The following is a 14,970-nucleotide window of genomic DNA, read 5'->3' as shown; positions in this document are numbered from 1 at the left end:
TGCAGTTTCGTGTAAGCACGCTGCAACCATAACAAAGATATCGGAGATGCGACAAAGCCGGCGCAACAACGCGCTGTGGGCTTTGTGTGTCTCCCAGGAGCACCTCAGTGTCATCTCAACCGGTTCAATCCAACGCCGCGCTGTCGGTCGCTCACGACGCAGCCGCCTTGCGGAAAAACGCTGCACAGCGCTATGTACAACTGCTGTTGCTGGTGATCGCCGCTGGCGCGATCTATCCGATTCTCTATCTGCGGCAGGTGTATCAGCCGACCATGCTGGAGGTGTTCCATATCACGGACAGCCAGCTCGGCTATCTGTACTCGTCGCTCGGGACGATCTTCCTGCTGAGCTATCTGCCGAGCGGCTGGCTCGCTGACCGCATCGCGCCGCGAATGCTCATTAGCTTCTCACTGGTCGCAACCGGCGCGCTGGGCCTGTGGTATTCGAGCGCGCCGTCGTTTCATCTGCTGATGGTCATCTTCGGCGGCTGGGGCCTGTCGACCGGTCTGACGTTCTGGGCCGCTGTCATCAAGCGCGTCTCAATGCTTGCCGGAGCAGATGAACAAGGCCGTTTCTTCGGCTTTCTCGACGGTGGACGTGGCCTGATCGAAGCGCTGCTAGCGACCGTTGCGATCACCTTGTTTGCCTGGGTTACGCAGACGCGTGGCGAGCCAGTCGCGGCAGGTTTCAAGCTGGTCGTCTATATGTACGCGTTTCTGTGCATTGCGCTCGGCATAGTGCTCGGTCTCGTGAAGGACCCGCAGGGAGGCGAGGCTGCCGCGGACCACGCCGCCGCACGCAGGCGCAGCAACGTCCTCGTCGACCTGAAAACACTCGCCTCGATTCCGGAACTGTGGCTGGTGGTAGCGATTGTGTTCTGCGGCTATCAGGTCTTCTGGGCGACCTACAGCTTTTCGGCGTATCTGCATGAAGGCGCCATTGGCCTCTCCGTGGTGATGGCCGGCACGATCACGACGCTCAAGCTGTGGATGCGGCCTATCGGTGGGATTGGCGGCGGTTTCCTTGGCGACCGCTTCTCGAAGGTCTCCGTACTGGTGATCGCGCTGTTCCTCGCCGCACTCTCGCTGCTCGGACTGGTTGCCGCGCCTGGCATCGGCAGTCACGTTGCGCTGGTTTTCCTCGTGTTGTTCATCGGCATTCTGACTTACGCGATTCGCGGCCTGTACTGGTCGTTGCTCGACCGCTGCAATGTGCCCGTCGAAACGATGGGCCTGGCAATCGGTTTGATCTCGGTACTCGGTTATTCGCCGGACGTCTTTCTGCCGCTTATCAACGGCTATCTGACGCAGACCTACCCCGGCGTATTCGGTTATCAACTCTATTTTGGTTATGTGGCCGCAGTGGCCGTGCTCGGTGGCTTTGCTGCGCTGGCGCTCAGAAACATGCTTAACAGGAAAGAAGGTCTGTAAATGAAAGTTGTCTCGCTCGAAACGCATATCGTCGCCGTGCCGCCGCCGCATCTGGGCGGCATGTACTGGATCTTCGTCAAGCTGAAGACGGCGTGCGGGATTGAGGGCGTCGGCGAAATCTATTCGGCGACGTTTCATCCGAATGCGATGACCCACCTCATCGACGATGTGTTCGGCCGCTATCTGCTCGACAAGGATCCGCATCACGTCGAGCGGCTGTGGCGTGAAGCCTATTCGAGCGGATTTACGCAGCGTCCCGACCTGACCATGATGGGTATCGTCAGCGGCCTGGAGATGGCCTGCTGGGACATCATCGGCAAGGCCGCCGGCAAACCTGTCTACGAACTGATGGGCGGCATGGTCAACGAACGGCTTCGCTCGTACACCTATCTGTATCCCAAGAATCGCGACGGCGAATACGATTACGACGATCCCGATCTCGCGGCCGAATGCGCGGTCCAGAACGTGAGGCGCGGCTTCACGGCGGTCAAGTTCGACCCGGCAGGTCCGTACACCGCGTATTCCGGTCATCAACTGTCGATGGAAGTGCTGGACCGTTGCGAGCTGTTTTGCCGCAGGGTGCGCGAAGCGGTGGGCAGCAAGGCCGATTTGCTGTTCGGCACGCATGGGCAAATGGTGCCGTCGTCGGCGATCCGCCTCGCCAAACGTCTCGAGAAATACGATCCGCTGTGGTTCGAAGAGCCGGTGCCGCCGGGACAGGAGGGCGCAATGGCGCAAGTGGCCAAACACACCAGCATTCCCATCGCGGCCGGCGAGCGTCTGACCACCAAGTATGAATTTTTCAAGCTGCTCGAAGCAGGCGCTGCGTCGATCCTGCAGTTGAACGTGGCGCGCGTAGGCGGTCTTCTCGAAGCGAAGAAAGTGGCGAGCATTGCCGAGGTGTACTACGCGCAGATCGCGCCGCACCTCTACAACGGTCCGGTGGGCGCCGCAGCGAGCATTCAACTGGCGGCTTGCACGCCGAACTTCCTGATTCAGGAAAGTATCGGTACGTGGGGCGGATTCCATGCGGAAGTGTTGAAGACGCCGATTCGCTGGGAAGACGGCTACATCATTCCGTCGCGGGAGCCGGGTCTGGGCGTTGAACTGAACATGGACGTGGTGCGGCAGCACTCGCCGTACAGCGGTGAACGCCTGCATTTGCAGATGGCCGCGAAGCCCGCTGACGTCAAGGATCTTGCGCCGGCCAAGGGTTGAGCTTGAGAGTTACTTTCGCATTCACTGAAGCGGGCGCCGTCGGGCGAACTACACCATGAACTACGACTACATTATTGTCGGCGCTGGCTCCGCGGGCTGCATTCTCGCGAATCGCCTGACGGCCTCGGGTGAATACTCCGTGCTGCTGCTCGAAGCGGGCGGCAAGGATAGCTCGTTCTGGTTCAAGGTCCCAGTGGGTTTCACCAAAACGTACTACAACGAAACCTATAACTGGATGTACTACAGCGAGCCCGAAAAGGAGCTCGACAACCGGCCGATCTATTGTCCGCGCGGCAAGGTGCAGGGTGGCTCTGGATCGATCAACGCGATGATTTTCGTGCGCGGTCAACCGCACGACTTCGACGACTGGGCGGCGGCTGGCAACAAAGGCTGGTCGTTTAACGACGTGCTGCCGTATTTCCGCAAGCTCGAGTCGCATCCGCTTGGCAATACTGAATACCACGGCGACGACGGCCCGATTCGCATTTCACCGATGAAAGATGCCGTGCATCCGATTTGCCATGTGTTTTTGAAGGGCTGCGAGCAGGCGGGTTATGGGCGGAGTCAAGACTTCAATGGTGCGCAGTTTGAAGGCGTGGGCATTTACGACGTGAACACGCGCAACGGACAGCGTTCGTCGAGCAGCTTCGAATATCTTCATCCGGTGCTGGAGCGCAAGAATCTGAGCGTGGAGCGTGACGTGCTGGTGAGCCAGGTGCTGTTCGATGCCAGCAAGCGTGCGACGGGCGTAGTGGTCAAGCAGGGTGGCAGTGAGCGCCGATTCGTCGCGAATCGCGAGGTGATCTTGTCGGCAGGCGCGGTGGATACGCCGAAGCTGTTGCAACTGTCGGGCGTCGGCGCCAAGGCGTTGCTTGCGCAGCATCGTATTCCGCTCGTGCATGAATTGCCGGCAGTCGGGGAAAACCTGCAGGATCATCTGTGCGTGAGCTTCTACTATCGCGCCAACGTCAAGACGTTAAACGACGAAATGCGGCCGTTGCTCGGCAAGCTCAAGCTGGGCTTGCAGTATCTGTTGACCCGCACGGGGCCGCTCGCGATGAGCGTGAACCAGTCGGGTGGTTTCTTCAAGGGTAACGATCAGCAGACGCAGCCTAACCTGCAGCTCTATTTCAACCCATTGTCGTATCGCATTCCTAAGAGCAGCAAGGCGAGCCTCGAGCCGGAACCGTATTCGGGCTTCCTGCTGGCTTTCAATCCATGCCGGCCGACGAGCCGCGGCTCGATTGAAATCGCTTCGAACCGCGTGGAGGATGCGGCGAAGATCCGTATCAACGCGCTAACCACCGACAAAGACATCAACGAGGTGATTCAGGGCTGTGAACTGGTGCGCAAGGTGATGGCCACGCCGGCGCTGCTGGGCATCACGGTCGAAGAGATTTCACCGGGGCCGCAGGTCAATACGCGAGAGGGCTTTCTGCAGTATTTCCGCGAGCAGTCGGGCTCGATTTACCACCTGTGCGGATCGTGCGCGATGGGTTCGGATGCGCAGACTTCAGTGGTCGACGAACGCCTGCGCGTGCATGGTATCGCGGGGTTGCGGGTGGTGGATGCGTCGATCTTCCCGAACATCACATCCGGCAATATCAATGCTCCGACGATGATGGTGGCGGAGAAAGGGGCGCAGATGATTCTCGAGGATGCGCTAATGGATGTCGCGGCCAAGCGTGGTCAACCGGAGTTGGCCGCGACGCATTGAACGTCAGCAGAGCTTCACAGCGCGTCGTGCAACACGGCGCGCCCTTGCGTCATATCCCGCAAGGCATCGCGCGCCGCGTCCAGCGCAGTAACAGGCATGCCGATCGTCAACCGCACTTCCATTTCATACCCGCTATCAGCCAGCGCATAACCTTCCTGTTCGATCCAGCGTCGCACGCGCGCTTCGTCGGGATAGCCGATCTCCACGGTCAGCAAGGTTTGCGCAATCCGTTCGATGCGCGGCGCGTCCTGCAGCACGCGAGCAATTGAGTCGGCATACGCGCGCACGAGGCCACCGGCACCTAGCTTCACGCCGCCGTAGTAGCGCACGACGGCGGCCAGCACGCCGTCGAGGTCGTGATGGCGCAATACTTCAAGGATCGGCCTGCCGGCGGTGCCGGACGGCTCGCCGTCGTCGGACATGCCGGAATGTCCCCCTGCCAGCAGGGCCCAACACACGTGTGTTGCGTTGGGATGCGCTTCACGCAGGCGGCGCAGTTCGACCATCGCCGCATCGCGGTCCGCAACGGGAATTGCATAAGCGATAAAGCGGCTCTTGCGGATTTCGATTTCTGCAGAGACGGATGTTGAAAGAGTGTGACTCACGTTTATGGAACTCGATTAAATCAATTAAACCACGTGCCTGAACGCCGTTTTCTGCCGTGCATATATTGACCCCGATGGACCGGCTACGACATGATATGCCTACACAGTGCCTACATGGACGGGGGATGAAACAGGAACGCTTTACAGCGGTGCGCATCGACGCATCCGCTTGTCAATCGCAACACGCGAGGGGCCGTCTGCTGCCGCTCGTGGCAACGTTGCTTTTCTCCGCACACGGCGGGGTCGCACTGGCCGGCGATGTCGCACGGGATACGCCTGCTGCCTCCATGGCGCTCGCGACAGGGCTTTATGCGACGCCCGGGACGTCCACGTCGGTATCGGTCGTGGCGACGCCGAGCGTGACCGCAACCGCGCTTCCCCAGGAATCTCCCCCGAACAAGGTCTCGCCGCCGCAGCCTGTCGTGGTCGCTGCGCCACTCCCTTCGAAGGCTTCGACGGCTCCCGAGACCACCGACTGGACCAACTACGTGGCTATGATCGCGGGCATCGTGGGCGCGATTACGGGCATTGCTGGCGCCATCATGGGCGCCTTGGGCCTTCGCAGAGCCAGCAGGCACTGAGGCCACGGCCAACCTTTCATTAGGGTTAACGGCTATTTGACAATAATCCCTTTCGGACGCGGGGGTTAATCTTAAACGCGTACTTACCTAGACTGTAGACACTGACTGACGAACAGGGCTGTTCGTTGCAGGACAAACAAAAGTCTGGAGGTATTAGCCATGAAATCCCTTATTCAAGCCGTTGTCGTTGCCGCTGCGCTCGCTGCACCGGTCGCCGTGTTCGCTCAATCGAACCAGCCTCTCACCCGTGCGGAAGTGCGCGCCCAATTGGTGCAGGTCGAACAGGCTGGTTATCACCCGGGCGACGGTGACCAAAATTTGTATCCTGCGCAGATTCAGGCTGCTGACGCCAAAATAGCAGCACAAAACGGTGCAACAGATGTGGGTGGCGTCGCAAATGGTTCGTCGGATATGGCACAGCCAGCCGTGTCGAAGTCGAACCAGAACTGAATGTCCGGCCGCTGACGCGTTGATCTCGCGCCGCGGAAGAATACCGGACGCATCTGCTCATTGAAGACTACTGTATGAGCGCGCACTACCGCAGAGCGGCGCCGTGCAGAGAGCTGGCCCGCTAACGGATTCGATGGCGGTAGCGGGTCGCTTTCACCTTGAATACCTCCGCCGTCGGGCTCCCGATGGCTTCGCTCAGACGTTTGCAGTCTGGGCGCTTTTTCCTTTTCGACCATTACTAAATATTCCTCGCGCTGCTCCCGCTTGCGCGCGTGAGCACGCGGGCGCCCTCGTCTGTTGCGATTCGCCGGAAACGAAGTGTAAGAGTCCGCACATAGGGATATTCAAATTGTGATGAGAGTATGTGTGCTCCCAGACGGAACATGTGAACGGAAATACCTATGCGAAGGGATTTTTGCTTATCGCCTTCATTCGAATTCGAGTTGGCCCGTGCTGGTGATCTCCTGTTCGCCTGTGAGATTGACGCTACCGCTACAGCTAGCTTCACGGACAAGGACCCGCTCCCCAAACTCTCGGTACGCGGCTGCACGGTTCTCTACGCCGGCAAGCCGATCTATGAGGCCGAATCGCCTGATGCCGCAATTATCTACCTCGATCGGCACATCAATGTCTATGAGTGACCGGCCAACGCGCATCGCCGCGTGACTTCCTTGCCCCGTCTCGCGACGGCTGGTAGCGTAAAAGTACGTGCTAACATGTTGCCGTGCAACCAATACGTACGCGAGACCGGCTATGAATACAATGACACCGGCAAAAACCGACGCGGACGAGAGCCAGGGAAAGTCTCTGCGCCTCGTCGCCTATGAAAATTTCACGCAGCAAATCCTGAACGCCAATATCCGGCCTGGGCAATTCGTCTCGCAACGCGAACTGATGGTCCTGACCGACATGCCGCTTGGCGCGATTCGTGAGATGGTGCCGCGCCTCGAAGCCGAGGGGCTCATCAAGACCGTGCCGAATCGCGGTCTTCAGGTCTGTCATGTCGATCTGCGATTGATCCGCAACGCCTTTCAGTTGCGCCTCATGCTCGAGCGGGAGGCGGTAGCAAATTTCACCCGTACCGCATCCGACGCCGACCTTGAAAAGATCGAGCGGGCGCACAGGGATATCGTGCGCCGGGCCGTGGCCAAGAAAATCGACGATCGTCTTCTCAATGACGCACAGACAGTCGACTGGGGTCTGCATGACATGATGATCGATGCGATGGGCAACGATATCGTCTCGAACATCTATCGCGTCAACAGCTTGCGCATCCGCCTGATCCGCCTCGAACACGTGGTCCTGAGGCCCGAAGTGGTGGTGCCGACGATGAATGAACACCTCGAACTGATTGCGGCCATTCGTGAGCGCGACGTGGCAAAAGCGGTCGCTGTGCTCAGCACGCATATCGAGAACGCACGCCAACGCTCGATGGGCAACTTTGGCTAGCAGCGCGCGGGCCGGCCAGATCGGCCCGCGGAACATCTGGAATGTCTCTTACGCTCCGTAAAAATTCTTCTTTGACGCCTCGTCGATTTCTAACTAACATGTCAGCTACAGTTCGGTCCGTCATTGGATGATGGCTGGATCGCGCCGGATCGATTCCGAACGCCCACCGCGGCGGTGGCGCCCCGGGGCGTATGACTGAAGGAGACGGGTTATGCCTTTCGAAGGACAGGGCGTGCTGGCAGCGGTGACGACGCCGCTCGATGCAGCGAATCACGTGGATGTGGCCCTGCTGGCGCAGCATTCGGTTGATCTTCTGCGGCGCGGCTTACACGGCATTACTCTGTTCGGCACGACTGGCGAGGGCCAGTCGTTCACGGTCGCCGAGCGGAGCGCTGCGCTCGAAGGGCTGCTTGGGCGCGGAGTCAGCAGCGGTGATCTGGTTGTTGGCGCGGGCGCTGCGGCACTGGGCGATGCAATCTCCCTGACGCGGCATGCGCTGGCGCAGGGCTGTCGCCATGTCTTGCTCGTACCGCCGTTCTATTTCAAGGATATCAGCAGCGCCGGCGTGGTCGAAGCGATCGGCCAGGTGATCGACGCGGCCGACGATCCGGGTTTGCGCGTCATCCTCTATCACATTCCTCAGGTCTCCGGAGTGAATTTCGACGACGAGGCCATTGCGACACTGCGTCAGCGCTACGGGAACGTGATAGACGGCATCAAGGACAGCAGCGGGAACCTGGACCATTCGCTCGCGCTGATCCGCTATCATCCGGGCCTGAAGGTCTATGTGGGCGCAGAGGACACAATTGGACGCGCGCGGGCAGCGGGCGGCGCCGGATCGATCTGTGGGCTCGCCAATATCGCGCCGGAGCAGGTTCGCGCGTCTTACGACCACGAACAGGATCCAGACTTCGGCGTGCTAAAGGATCTGCTGCGGGCAGTAGCAGGTCAGCCCTTTGTGCCGCTTCTCAAGGCATGGGTCGCGGCTTGCCAGAGCAACGACGGATGGCGTCGTGTACGGGCGCCGCTCATGTCCATTGACGCGGATGTAAAAGCCGCATTGCCGCGTGCACTGCTGGCCGGCACGACGCTTTGACGGTGTAAGCGAACGCCACTGCTGGTAGTCACGCGCTGAGCCGATGCGAACCCGCGCACGCTGCGAGAACAAGGAGACACGATGGATCACGAAATCTGCCTGCCCGAGAGGGCCGGCGATACATCCGAGGCGTTGTTCGCCGCACTGCGCGATGCCCTCGGCACCACCGCTGTGCTGACCGGCGACGACATCCCCACACGTAACGAGCAGGACTGGAGCACGCTCGGGCCACAGCGGCCCCTCGCGGTGCTACGTCCTATGGACACACCAGGTGTGGCTGCGGCGATGCGCATCTGTGCGCAGTATCGCGTACCGGTGGTGCCGCAGGGCGGATTGACGGGACTGTGCGGTGGCGCCCGGCCCATCGAGGGGGCGGTGGCGTTGTCGCTCGAGCGCATGGTGGGGATCGAAGAGATCGACCCTGCATCGGCAACCATGACGGTCAGGGCGGGGACGCCGCTGCAGAGCGTGCAAGAGGCCGCGGATGAGGCCGGTTTTTTCATTCCACTGGACCTCGGTGCTCGCGGCTCGTGCGCGATCGGCGGCAATCTGTCGACAAACGCGGGCGGCAATCGGGTGATCCGCTACGGCATGGCGCGCGAAATGGTGCTGGGGCTCGAAGTCGTGCTGCCAGACGGCAGCGTGGTCACGAATCTCAACAAGATGCTGAAGAACAATGCGGGTTACGACCTCAAGCATCTGTTCATCGGCAGCGAAGGGACGCTCGGCATCATCACACGCATCGTCCTGCGCCTGTCTGCCAAACCGGGTTGCACGATGGCAGCGCTGTGCGCACTCGAAAGCTACGACAAGCTGATCGCGTTACTGAACGCTGCGCGCCACGGCCTGGGGCCGCTCCTGTCCGCTTTCGAGGTGATGTGGCCGGATTACTGGCAGACGGTCACGCAGCGCGTACCCGGGGTGAGCAATCCGCTACCGGGAGAGCATGCCTGCTATGTACTGATCGAAGCGCAGGGGATGGACGAAGCGTACGACGCCCCGCGTTTCGAGGCCTGGTTGATGCATCAGATCGAAGATGGCGTACTCGCCGACGGAGTGCTGGCCCAATCGCTCGGGGACGTACAGGCATTCTGGGGTGTGCGCGATGCCTGTGCGGAATTTCCGCAGGTCCTCGGGCCTCACGAACCATTCGACATCGGTTTGCCCGTCGCGGTGATGGACGAATACGTGAACGCGTGTCTCGCCGCCTTGCGCGCCCGCTTTGCCGAAGCGGTCGCGCTCTTCTACGGCCACATCGGCGATGGCAACCTGCATATCGTCGCCTGCGTGCCGGGTGCTTCGCCGCAACCGAAAGAAGAGATCACCGCGATTGTCTACGGCCTCGTGCAACAGTTCGGCGGGACGATCTCAGCCGAACATGGCATCGGCATCACCAAGAAGCCGTGGCTGCCGTACACGCGCAGCGAACCGGAGATTGCCCTGATGCGCCGCCTGAAAGCCGCGCTCGATCCGCTGAATCTGCTCAATCCCGGCAAGGTCGTTTAAACCACCGTGCACGATCACCGGCACGAGACCGGATGCGGTATCCCGTCAAGGGAACAACAAGGAGACGAGATGGAGACGAACCTGCACCCCATACACGGGGATGAAGAGGTTTTGGTGGAGCGCGCAATCAGGCGTGCCAAGTGGCGGATCGTGCCGTTTCTGATCCTGATGTACATGTTGTCGTATCTGGATCGGGCGAACATCGGTTTTGCGCAGCAGTCCTATCAGGCGTCGACCGGCGTGAGCAACGCCGCGTTTGCCTTCGGCGCAGGTATTTTCTTCATCGCCTATGCGTTGTTCGAAGTGCCAAGCAATCTGATGATGCATCGTGTCGGCGCGCGCGTCTGGCTTTCGCGCATCATGGTCACATGGGGGCTGATTTCGGCGGCCATGGCGTATGCGTCGAGCGATTCGCTGTTCTCGTTCATCCGATTCTTTTTAGGCGCCGCCGAGGCGGGGCTGTTCCCGGGTGCGGTTCTCTACATGACGTACTGGTTTCCGGCTCGCGCACGTGGACAGATCATGGGGATCTTCTACTTCGGCTCACCGCTGGCCTTGATGCTGGGTGGTCCGCTGTCGGGCATGCTGCTTGAGCTCGATGGCCTGTTCGGCCTGCATGGCTGGCAATTGATGTTCCTGGTGGAAGGTCTGCTCGCGTCGGTGGTGGGTGTGTGGGGCTATTTCTATCTATGCAATCGTCCCGAAGACGCGAAGTGGATGCCGCGCGATGAAGCACAAGCGCTCACGCGCGCACTTGCTGCCGAAGATCGGCAGAAGCAGAAAATCGGCAAGATGACTTTCCGCGCCGCACTGGTCGATCCGAAGCTGCTGCATTTCGCGCTCCTCTATTTCTCGATCCAGATTGCAGGCTACGGGGTGGCGTTTTATTTGCCGACCCAGGTAAGTGCGCTGCTGCATGTCAAGGTGGGTCTGCACGTCGGGCTGATCTCGGCTATTCCGTGGGCCTGCGCCATTGTGGCGGGTGCGTTTTATCCGGGCTTCGCGGTGCGTACCGGACACCGGCGTGGTTTCGCGGTGCTCTCGGCGCTCTCGATTGCGTTTGGTCTTGCGGTTTCGGCCAATATGGGTCCCGTCGGGGCGATCGTGGCCCTCTGTTTCGTCACGATGGGCATCATGACGGTACAGCCGATCTTCTGGACGTTTCCAGCGGCCTATCTGGGCGGCACCGCAGCGGCAGGGGGCTTCGCGGTGATCAACGCGATCGGCAATCTTGGTGGTTTCTTTGCGCCGACCGTGCGCAACGCAGTGGAGGCGTCGTTTCACTCGGTACCTGCGGGACTTTATGTGCTTGCGGCGAGCGGCCTCGTGGCGGCGCTTCTGCTTGCCATGCTGCGTCCCGCGCAAGCCGATCGCCGCGCGTCCGATCCGGCCGAGCCTTTGCGCGCGGAAGTGTGATACACGGCGGCAAACTACTACGACGACGCAGCCATACTTACTATGAGACGGAGACAGCGAGCATGAGCGATATCGCGCAAAGTCAGCCCACCCCGCCAAGAATCCGCCGAGGCCAGAATGTAGCGCTCGTGCTGCTGATGGTGAGCGGTGTCGTCAACTATATGGATCGCGGCACGCTGGCTGTCGCCAACCCGATGATCCGTACCGAACTCGGACTTTCGCTCGGTCAGATGGGTCTGCTGCTGTCGGCGTTCTTGTGGATCTACGCGGTGTGCCAGTTGCCGATTGGTGGCCTGGTCGACCGCATTGGCCCGCGCCGGTTGCTGGGCGTTGGACTCGTCGTGTGGTCGCTGGCGCAGATGGCCGGTGGCCTCGCGTCCAGCTTCGGCTTCTTTATCGTTGCGCGCGCCGTGCTCGGCATTGGCGAAGCGCCACAGTTTCCCTCGGCCGCCCGGGTCGTGAGCAACTGGTTTCCGTTGCGCTCGCGCGGCACGCCCACCGGCATCTACAACGCGGCCTCGCCATTGGGGAGCGCGCTTGCACCGCTCTGCCTGTCGTTTGTCGTGGTGTCGTTCAACTGGCGCTGGGCATTCATTGCAACGGGCATGCTGGGTCTTGTGGTGGCAATCGTCTGGTTCGCGTTGTATCGCGATCCGGACAAGTCGCAGATGACCGAGACAGAGCGCCGCTATCTCGACGAGGACAGCCATTCCGCAGGCGAAGCTCCCCCCAAGCTCACGTTCGCCGAATGGCGTGGTCTGTTTTCGTATGGGACGACCTGGGGGATGCTGATCGGCTTCTTCGGTTCGGTCTACCTCAACTGGGTGTATCTGACGTGGTTGCCGGGCTATCTGACGATCGAGCGGCACATGAGCCTGATACATACGGGCTTCGCGGCATCCGTGCCGTTCCTGTGCGGCATCGTCGGGGCGCTGGTGGCGGGTTGGTTCTCCGATCTGATTACCCGAGGCAGCCGTTCGCCGGTGGCGAGTCGCCGCAACGCGGTGGTAGTCTCGATGCTCGGCATGATGGTCTTCACGATTCCGGCTGCTCTCGTCGAGAGCAATGCGATTGCGGTCGCCTGCATTTCGGTGGTGGTCTTTCTGGGCAATGCGGCGGCCGCCTCGTCATGGGCGCTGGCGACAGCGGCGGCGCCACCCAGCCGCATCGCCTCGCTGGCGGCCATCCAGAACTTCGGTGGTTTTCTCGGTGGTGCGTTGGCGCCGATCGTGACCGGCTTTATTGCCCAGGCGTCGTCGTTCGTGCCAGCGCTACTGACGGCCGCAGGCATCGCGGGTGCCGGGGCGATGGCCTATCTGCTGCTGGTGCGCAAACCGATTCCCGAACAGGAAAGCGCGGCAGGCGTGGCTCATGTACCCGCTTGACGAGAGCGGGACATGCGTTGCGCGTCGCGATTGAAACAGTATTTTTTGAGGAGAGGTTGATGGGTCATACATCGAAGCCCGCGGGTGTTATCGAGGGCATTGTTCCCGTGATGCTGACGCCGTTCGACGAGAGCGGAGCGATCGACTACGGCGGACTCGAGCGCCTGATCGAATGGTATCTCGAGCATGGCGCGGACGCGTTGTTCGCAGTCGCGCAGTCGAGTGAAATGCAGTTCCTGAGCCTTGAGGAGCGGGCCGCGCTCGCACGCTTTGTGGTGGATAAGGTGGCGGGGCGGGTGTCCGTGGTCGCGTCCGGTCATATCAGCGACGATCCGGATGCGCAGACTGAAGAACTGCTGGCGGCTGCAGCATCGGGGGCGCAAGGGGTGGTGCTGGTCACGAATCGGCTCGATCCAAAGCGTGAGGGCACGGCGACCTTTCTGACGAATCTGCGACGCCTGCTGCAGCGTTTGCCGTCCGACCTGCCGCTCGGGCTTTACGAATGTCCCGCGCCGTATCGGCGGCTGCTTTCAGACGAAGAGCTGAAGGCCTGTATCGACACGGGACGCTTCGTCATGCTCAAGGACGTCAGTTGCGATCTACCCACCGTGAAGCGTCGTGTCGCGCTGGCCGAGGGGGCACCGTTGAAGATCCTGAATGCGAATGCCGCGATCGCATGGGATGCGATGAAGGTCGGCTCGGCAGGTTTCAACGGTGTATTCACCAACTTTCACCCGGATCTTTACCAATGGCTGCGTAGCGGGAGCGCTCGCGATCCGCTGCTAGCCGAAGAATTGTCGACGTTTCTGGTGGTTGCGGCAGTGTCGGAGGCACTCGGCTACCCGGCGCTCGCGAAGATCTACCATCAGCGCATCGGCACATTCAACTCGATCCGTTGCCGCGTGATCGACTACGACGTGCGTGAACGTTTCTGGGCGCTCGACGCGGTGCTCGACAAGATCGTTGCCGGCACCGAGCATTTCCGCGCGCGGATCGCTGCGGTGCGCTAGCGGAACTGGAACAGCGACGCGGGCGTGTCGACCAGCACGGCGCGTAACTGGTCTGGCTGATTCACGAAAGACTCGAGTTGATCGCGAGTCAGCCGGGCGTTCTGCACGTCTTCGAATTGCGTATGCGGCCAATCGGTGCCCCACACCAGACGGTCGACGCCAAATTCACGAACCAGCGCGGGCCATGCGCTAGCGGCGACCGCCAATGCCGCACCCGGATCATCGCGTTCTGGGCTCACGCGATACGCACCCGACACTTTCACCCACACCTGTCGCGTCGGGCCGAGCGAGAGGAGAGTGGCGAAGCCCGGGTCACCGGTGCCGAGCGCCGGATCGAAGCGGCCAAAATGATCGACCACCATATGCACGCCGCTGGCAAGCACGGCGGGCGCAATCGCTGAAAGACGTGCTGCCTCGATCTGCACCTCGAGATGCCAGCCCAGGTCCGCCATGCGTTCGAGAAAGGGAGCCCATGTCGTATCGCCAAAGTCGGGCAGCGCCGCGCCGATCAGATTGGCACGCACGCCGACCACGCCATGGGCGTGCCAGGTTTCGATCTGCGCGATATCGCGAGCTGGATCCACTACGACGATGCCGCGCAACTGTTCAGGATGCGCGTCGAGACAGGACAGTAGGAAGCTGTTGTCGGTGCCGAGAAAACTCGGTTGAACCAGAACACCGTGCGATAAGCCCAGGCTCGCGAGCATCGCGCGATAGTCGTCGAGCGTGGCCTCATAGGCCGGCGCATAGCGCCGGCCCGATGCGAGCGGCAAGCCGTGCACGAACACGTGCGCGTGACTGTCGATGCCCGTGACGGGCAGAACAGTATCAGTGCATGGGGCGGACGTACCGTTAGAAGCAGTCATTCGTGACACTCAACTCAAGCTGCGGGTTCTTCGTCCAGAGTACGGCCGCGTGTCTCCGGCAGCATGAGGACCGAGACCGCGACTATCGCATAGGCGATCGCAGCATCGATACCAATCGCAAAGCCCAGAGAAAACTGGCCGGCGAGGTGTCCGACCATGACCGGGAAGCCGGCCGAGACCACCCGTCCAAAGTTATAGCAGAAGCCGACACCGGTGCCGCGCGTGCCACGCGGATAGAGTT

The 14,970-nt window shown here is 61.0% G+C and carries 14 protein-coding genes and 1 pseudogene; 12 read left to right on the top strand and 3 right to left on the bottom strand.

Going from position 1 to position 14,970, the window contains the following annotated elements; genetic code table 11:
• Positions 1-107: 107 nt before the first annotated feature.
• From M0954_RS08900 to M0954_RS08890, 3 genes are read left to right on the top strand one after another with little or no spacing between them, the layout of a single operon-like run.
• On the top strand, positions 108-1,430 hold the full coding sequence (locus M0954_RS08900) for a nitrate/nitrite transporter (protein ID WP_297352727.1): 1,323 nt from the start codon (positions 108-110) through the stop codon (positions 1,428-1,430).
• A complete protein-coding gene (locus tag M0954_RS08895) occupies positions 1,431-2,648 on the top strand; it encodes a mandelate racemase/muconate lactonizing enzyme family protein (RefSeq protein WP_297352725.1) in 1,218 nt (405 codons plus the stop codon).
• Between the two features lie 55 nt (positions 2,649-2,703).
• Complete coding sequence (locus M0954_RS08890; protein ID WP_297352723.1) at positions 2,704-4,365, top strand: GMC family oxidoreductase; 1,662 nt, start codon at positions 2,704-2,706, stop codon at positions 4,363-4,365.
• A 14-nt stretch (positions 4,366-4,379) separates the two neighbouring features.
• Here the strand turns inward: M0954_RS08890 and M0954_RS08885 are convergent, their stop codons facing one another.
• A complete protein-coding gene (locus M0954_RS08885) occupies positions 4,380-4,970 on the bottom strand; it encodes a YigZ family protein (protein ID WP_297352721.1) in 591 nt (196 codons plus the stop codon).
• A gap of 125 nt (positions 4,971-5,095) precedes the next feature.
• Here M0954_RS08885 and M0954_RS08880 point away from each other — a divergent pair, with 125 nt between their 5' ends.
• The 9 genes from M0954_RS08880 (at position 5,096) to M0954_RS08840 (ending at position 13,863) form a co-directional block, all read left to right on the top strand.
• On the top strand, positions 5,096-5,551 hold the full coding sequence (locus M0954_RS08880) for a hypothetical protein (protein WP_122158047.1): 456 nt from the start codon (positions 5,096-5,098) through the stop codon (positions 5,549-5,551).
• A gap of 159 nt (positions 5,552-5,710) precedes the next feature.
• Complete coding sequence (locus tag M0954_RS08875; RefSeq protein ID WP_122158048.1) at positions 5,711-6,001, top strand: DUF4148 domain-containing protein; 291 nt, start codon at positions 5,711-5,713, stop codon at positions 5,999-6,001.
• Positions 6,002-6,402: 401 nt separating this feature from the next.
• Positions 6,403-6,642: a hypothetical protein gene (locus M0954_RS08870; RefSeq protein ID WP_123388305.1), complete on the top strand. Its 240-nt coding sequence runs from the start codon at positions 6,403-6,405 to the stop codon at positions 6,640-6,642.
• A gap of 112 nt (positions 6,643-6,754) precedes the next feature.
• Positions 6,755-7,450, top strand: coding sequence for a GntR family transcriptional regulator (locus M0954_RS08865; protein WP_122158050.1), 696 nt, complete (start codon positions 6,755-6,757; stop codon positions 7,448-7,450).
• Between the two features lie 211 nt (positions 7,451-7,661).
• On the top strand, positions 7,662-8,546 hold the full coding sequence (locus tag M0954_RS08860; protein WP_297352719.1) for a dihydrodipicolinate synthase family protein: 885 nt from the start codon (positions 7,662-7,664) through the stop codon (positions 8,544-8,546).
• 81 nt (positions 8,547-8,627) lie between these two features.
• A complete protein-coding gene (locus M0954_RS08855) occupies positions 8,628-10,052 on the top strand; it encodes an FAD-binding oxidoreductase (protein WP_297352717.1) in 1,425 nt (474 codons plus the stop codon).
• Between the two features lie 69 nt (positions 10,053-10,121).
• The gene (locus M0954_RS08850) at positions 10,122-11,468 is read left to right on the top strand and encodes an MFS transporter (RefSeq protein ID WP_122158053.1); all 1,347 of its coding nucleotides are present in this window, start codon (positions 10,122-10,124) and stop codon (positions 11,466-11,468) included.
• 62 nt (positions 11,469-11,530) lie between these two features.
• Complete coding sequence (locus tag M0954_RS08845) at positions 11,531-12,853, top strand: MFS transporter (RefSeq protein ID WP_297352716.1); 1,323 nt, start codon at positions 11,531-11,533, stop codon at positions 12,851-12,853.
• Positions 12,854-12,912: 59 nt separating this feature from the next.
• Positions 12,913-13,863, top strand: coding sequence for a dihydrodipicolinate synthase family protein (locus M0954_RS08840; protein WP_297352714.1), 951 nt, complete (start codon positions 12,913-12,915; stop codon positions 13,861-13,863).
• Here M0954_RS08840 and M0954_RS08835 read toward each other — a convergent pair.
• On the bottom strand, positions 13,860-14,729 hold the full coding sequence (locus M0954_RS08835; protein WP_297352712.1) for an amidohydrolase: 870 nt from the start codon (positions 14,727-14,729) through the stop codon (positions 13,860-13,862). The two genes, M0954_RS08840 and M0954_RS08835, sit on opposite strands and share 4 nt — an antisense overlap.
• A gap of 14 nt (positions 14,730-14,743) precedes the next feature.
• Positions 14,744-14,970, bottom strand: a pseudogene (locus M0954_RS08830) (MFS transporter); the annotation flags it as partial.

Origin of the sequence: Paraburkholderia sp. (assembly GCF_026225065.1) — a bacterium.
Classification (GTDB): Bacteria; Pseudomonadota; Gammaproteobacteria; order Burkholderiales; family Burkholderiaceae; genus Paraburkholderia.
Note: the sequence above shows the minus strand (reverse complement) of the source record. Positions and strands in the feature narration are given on the sequence as shown.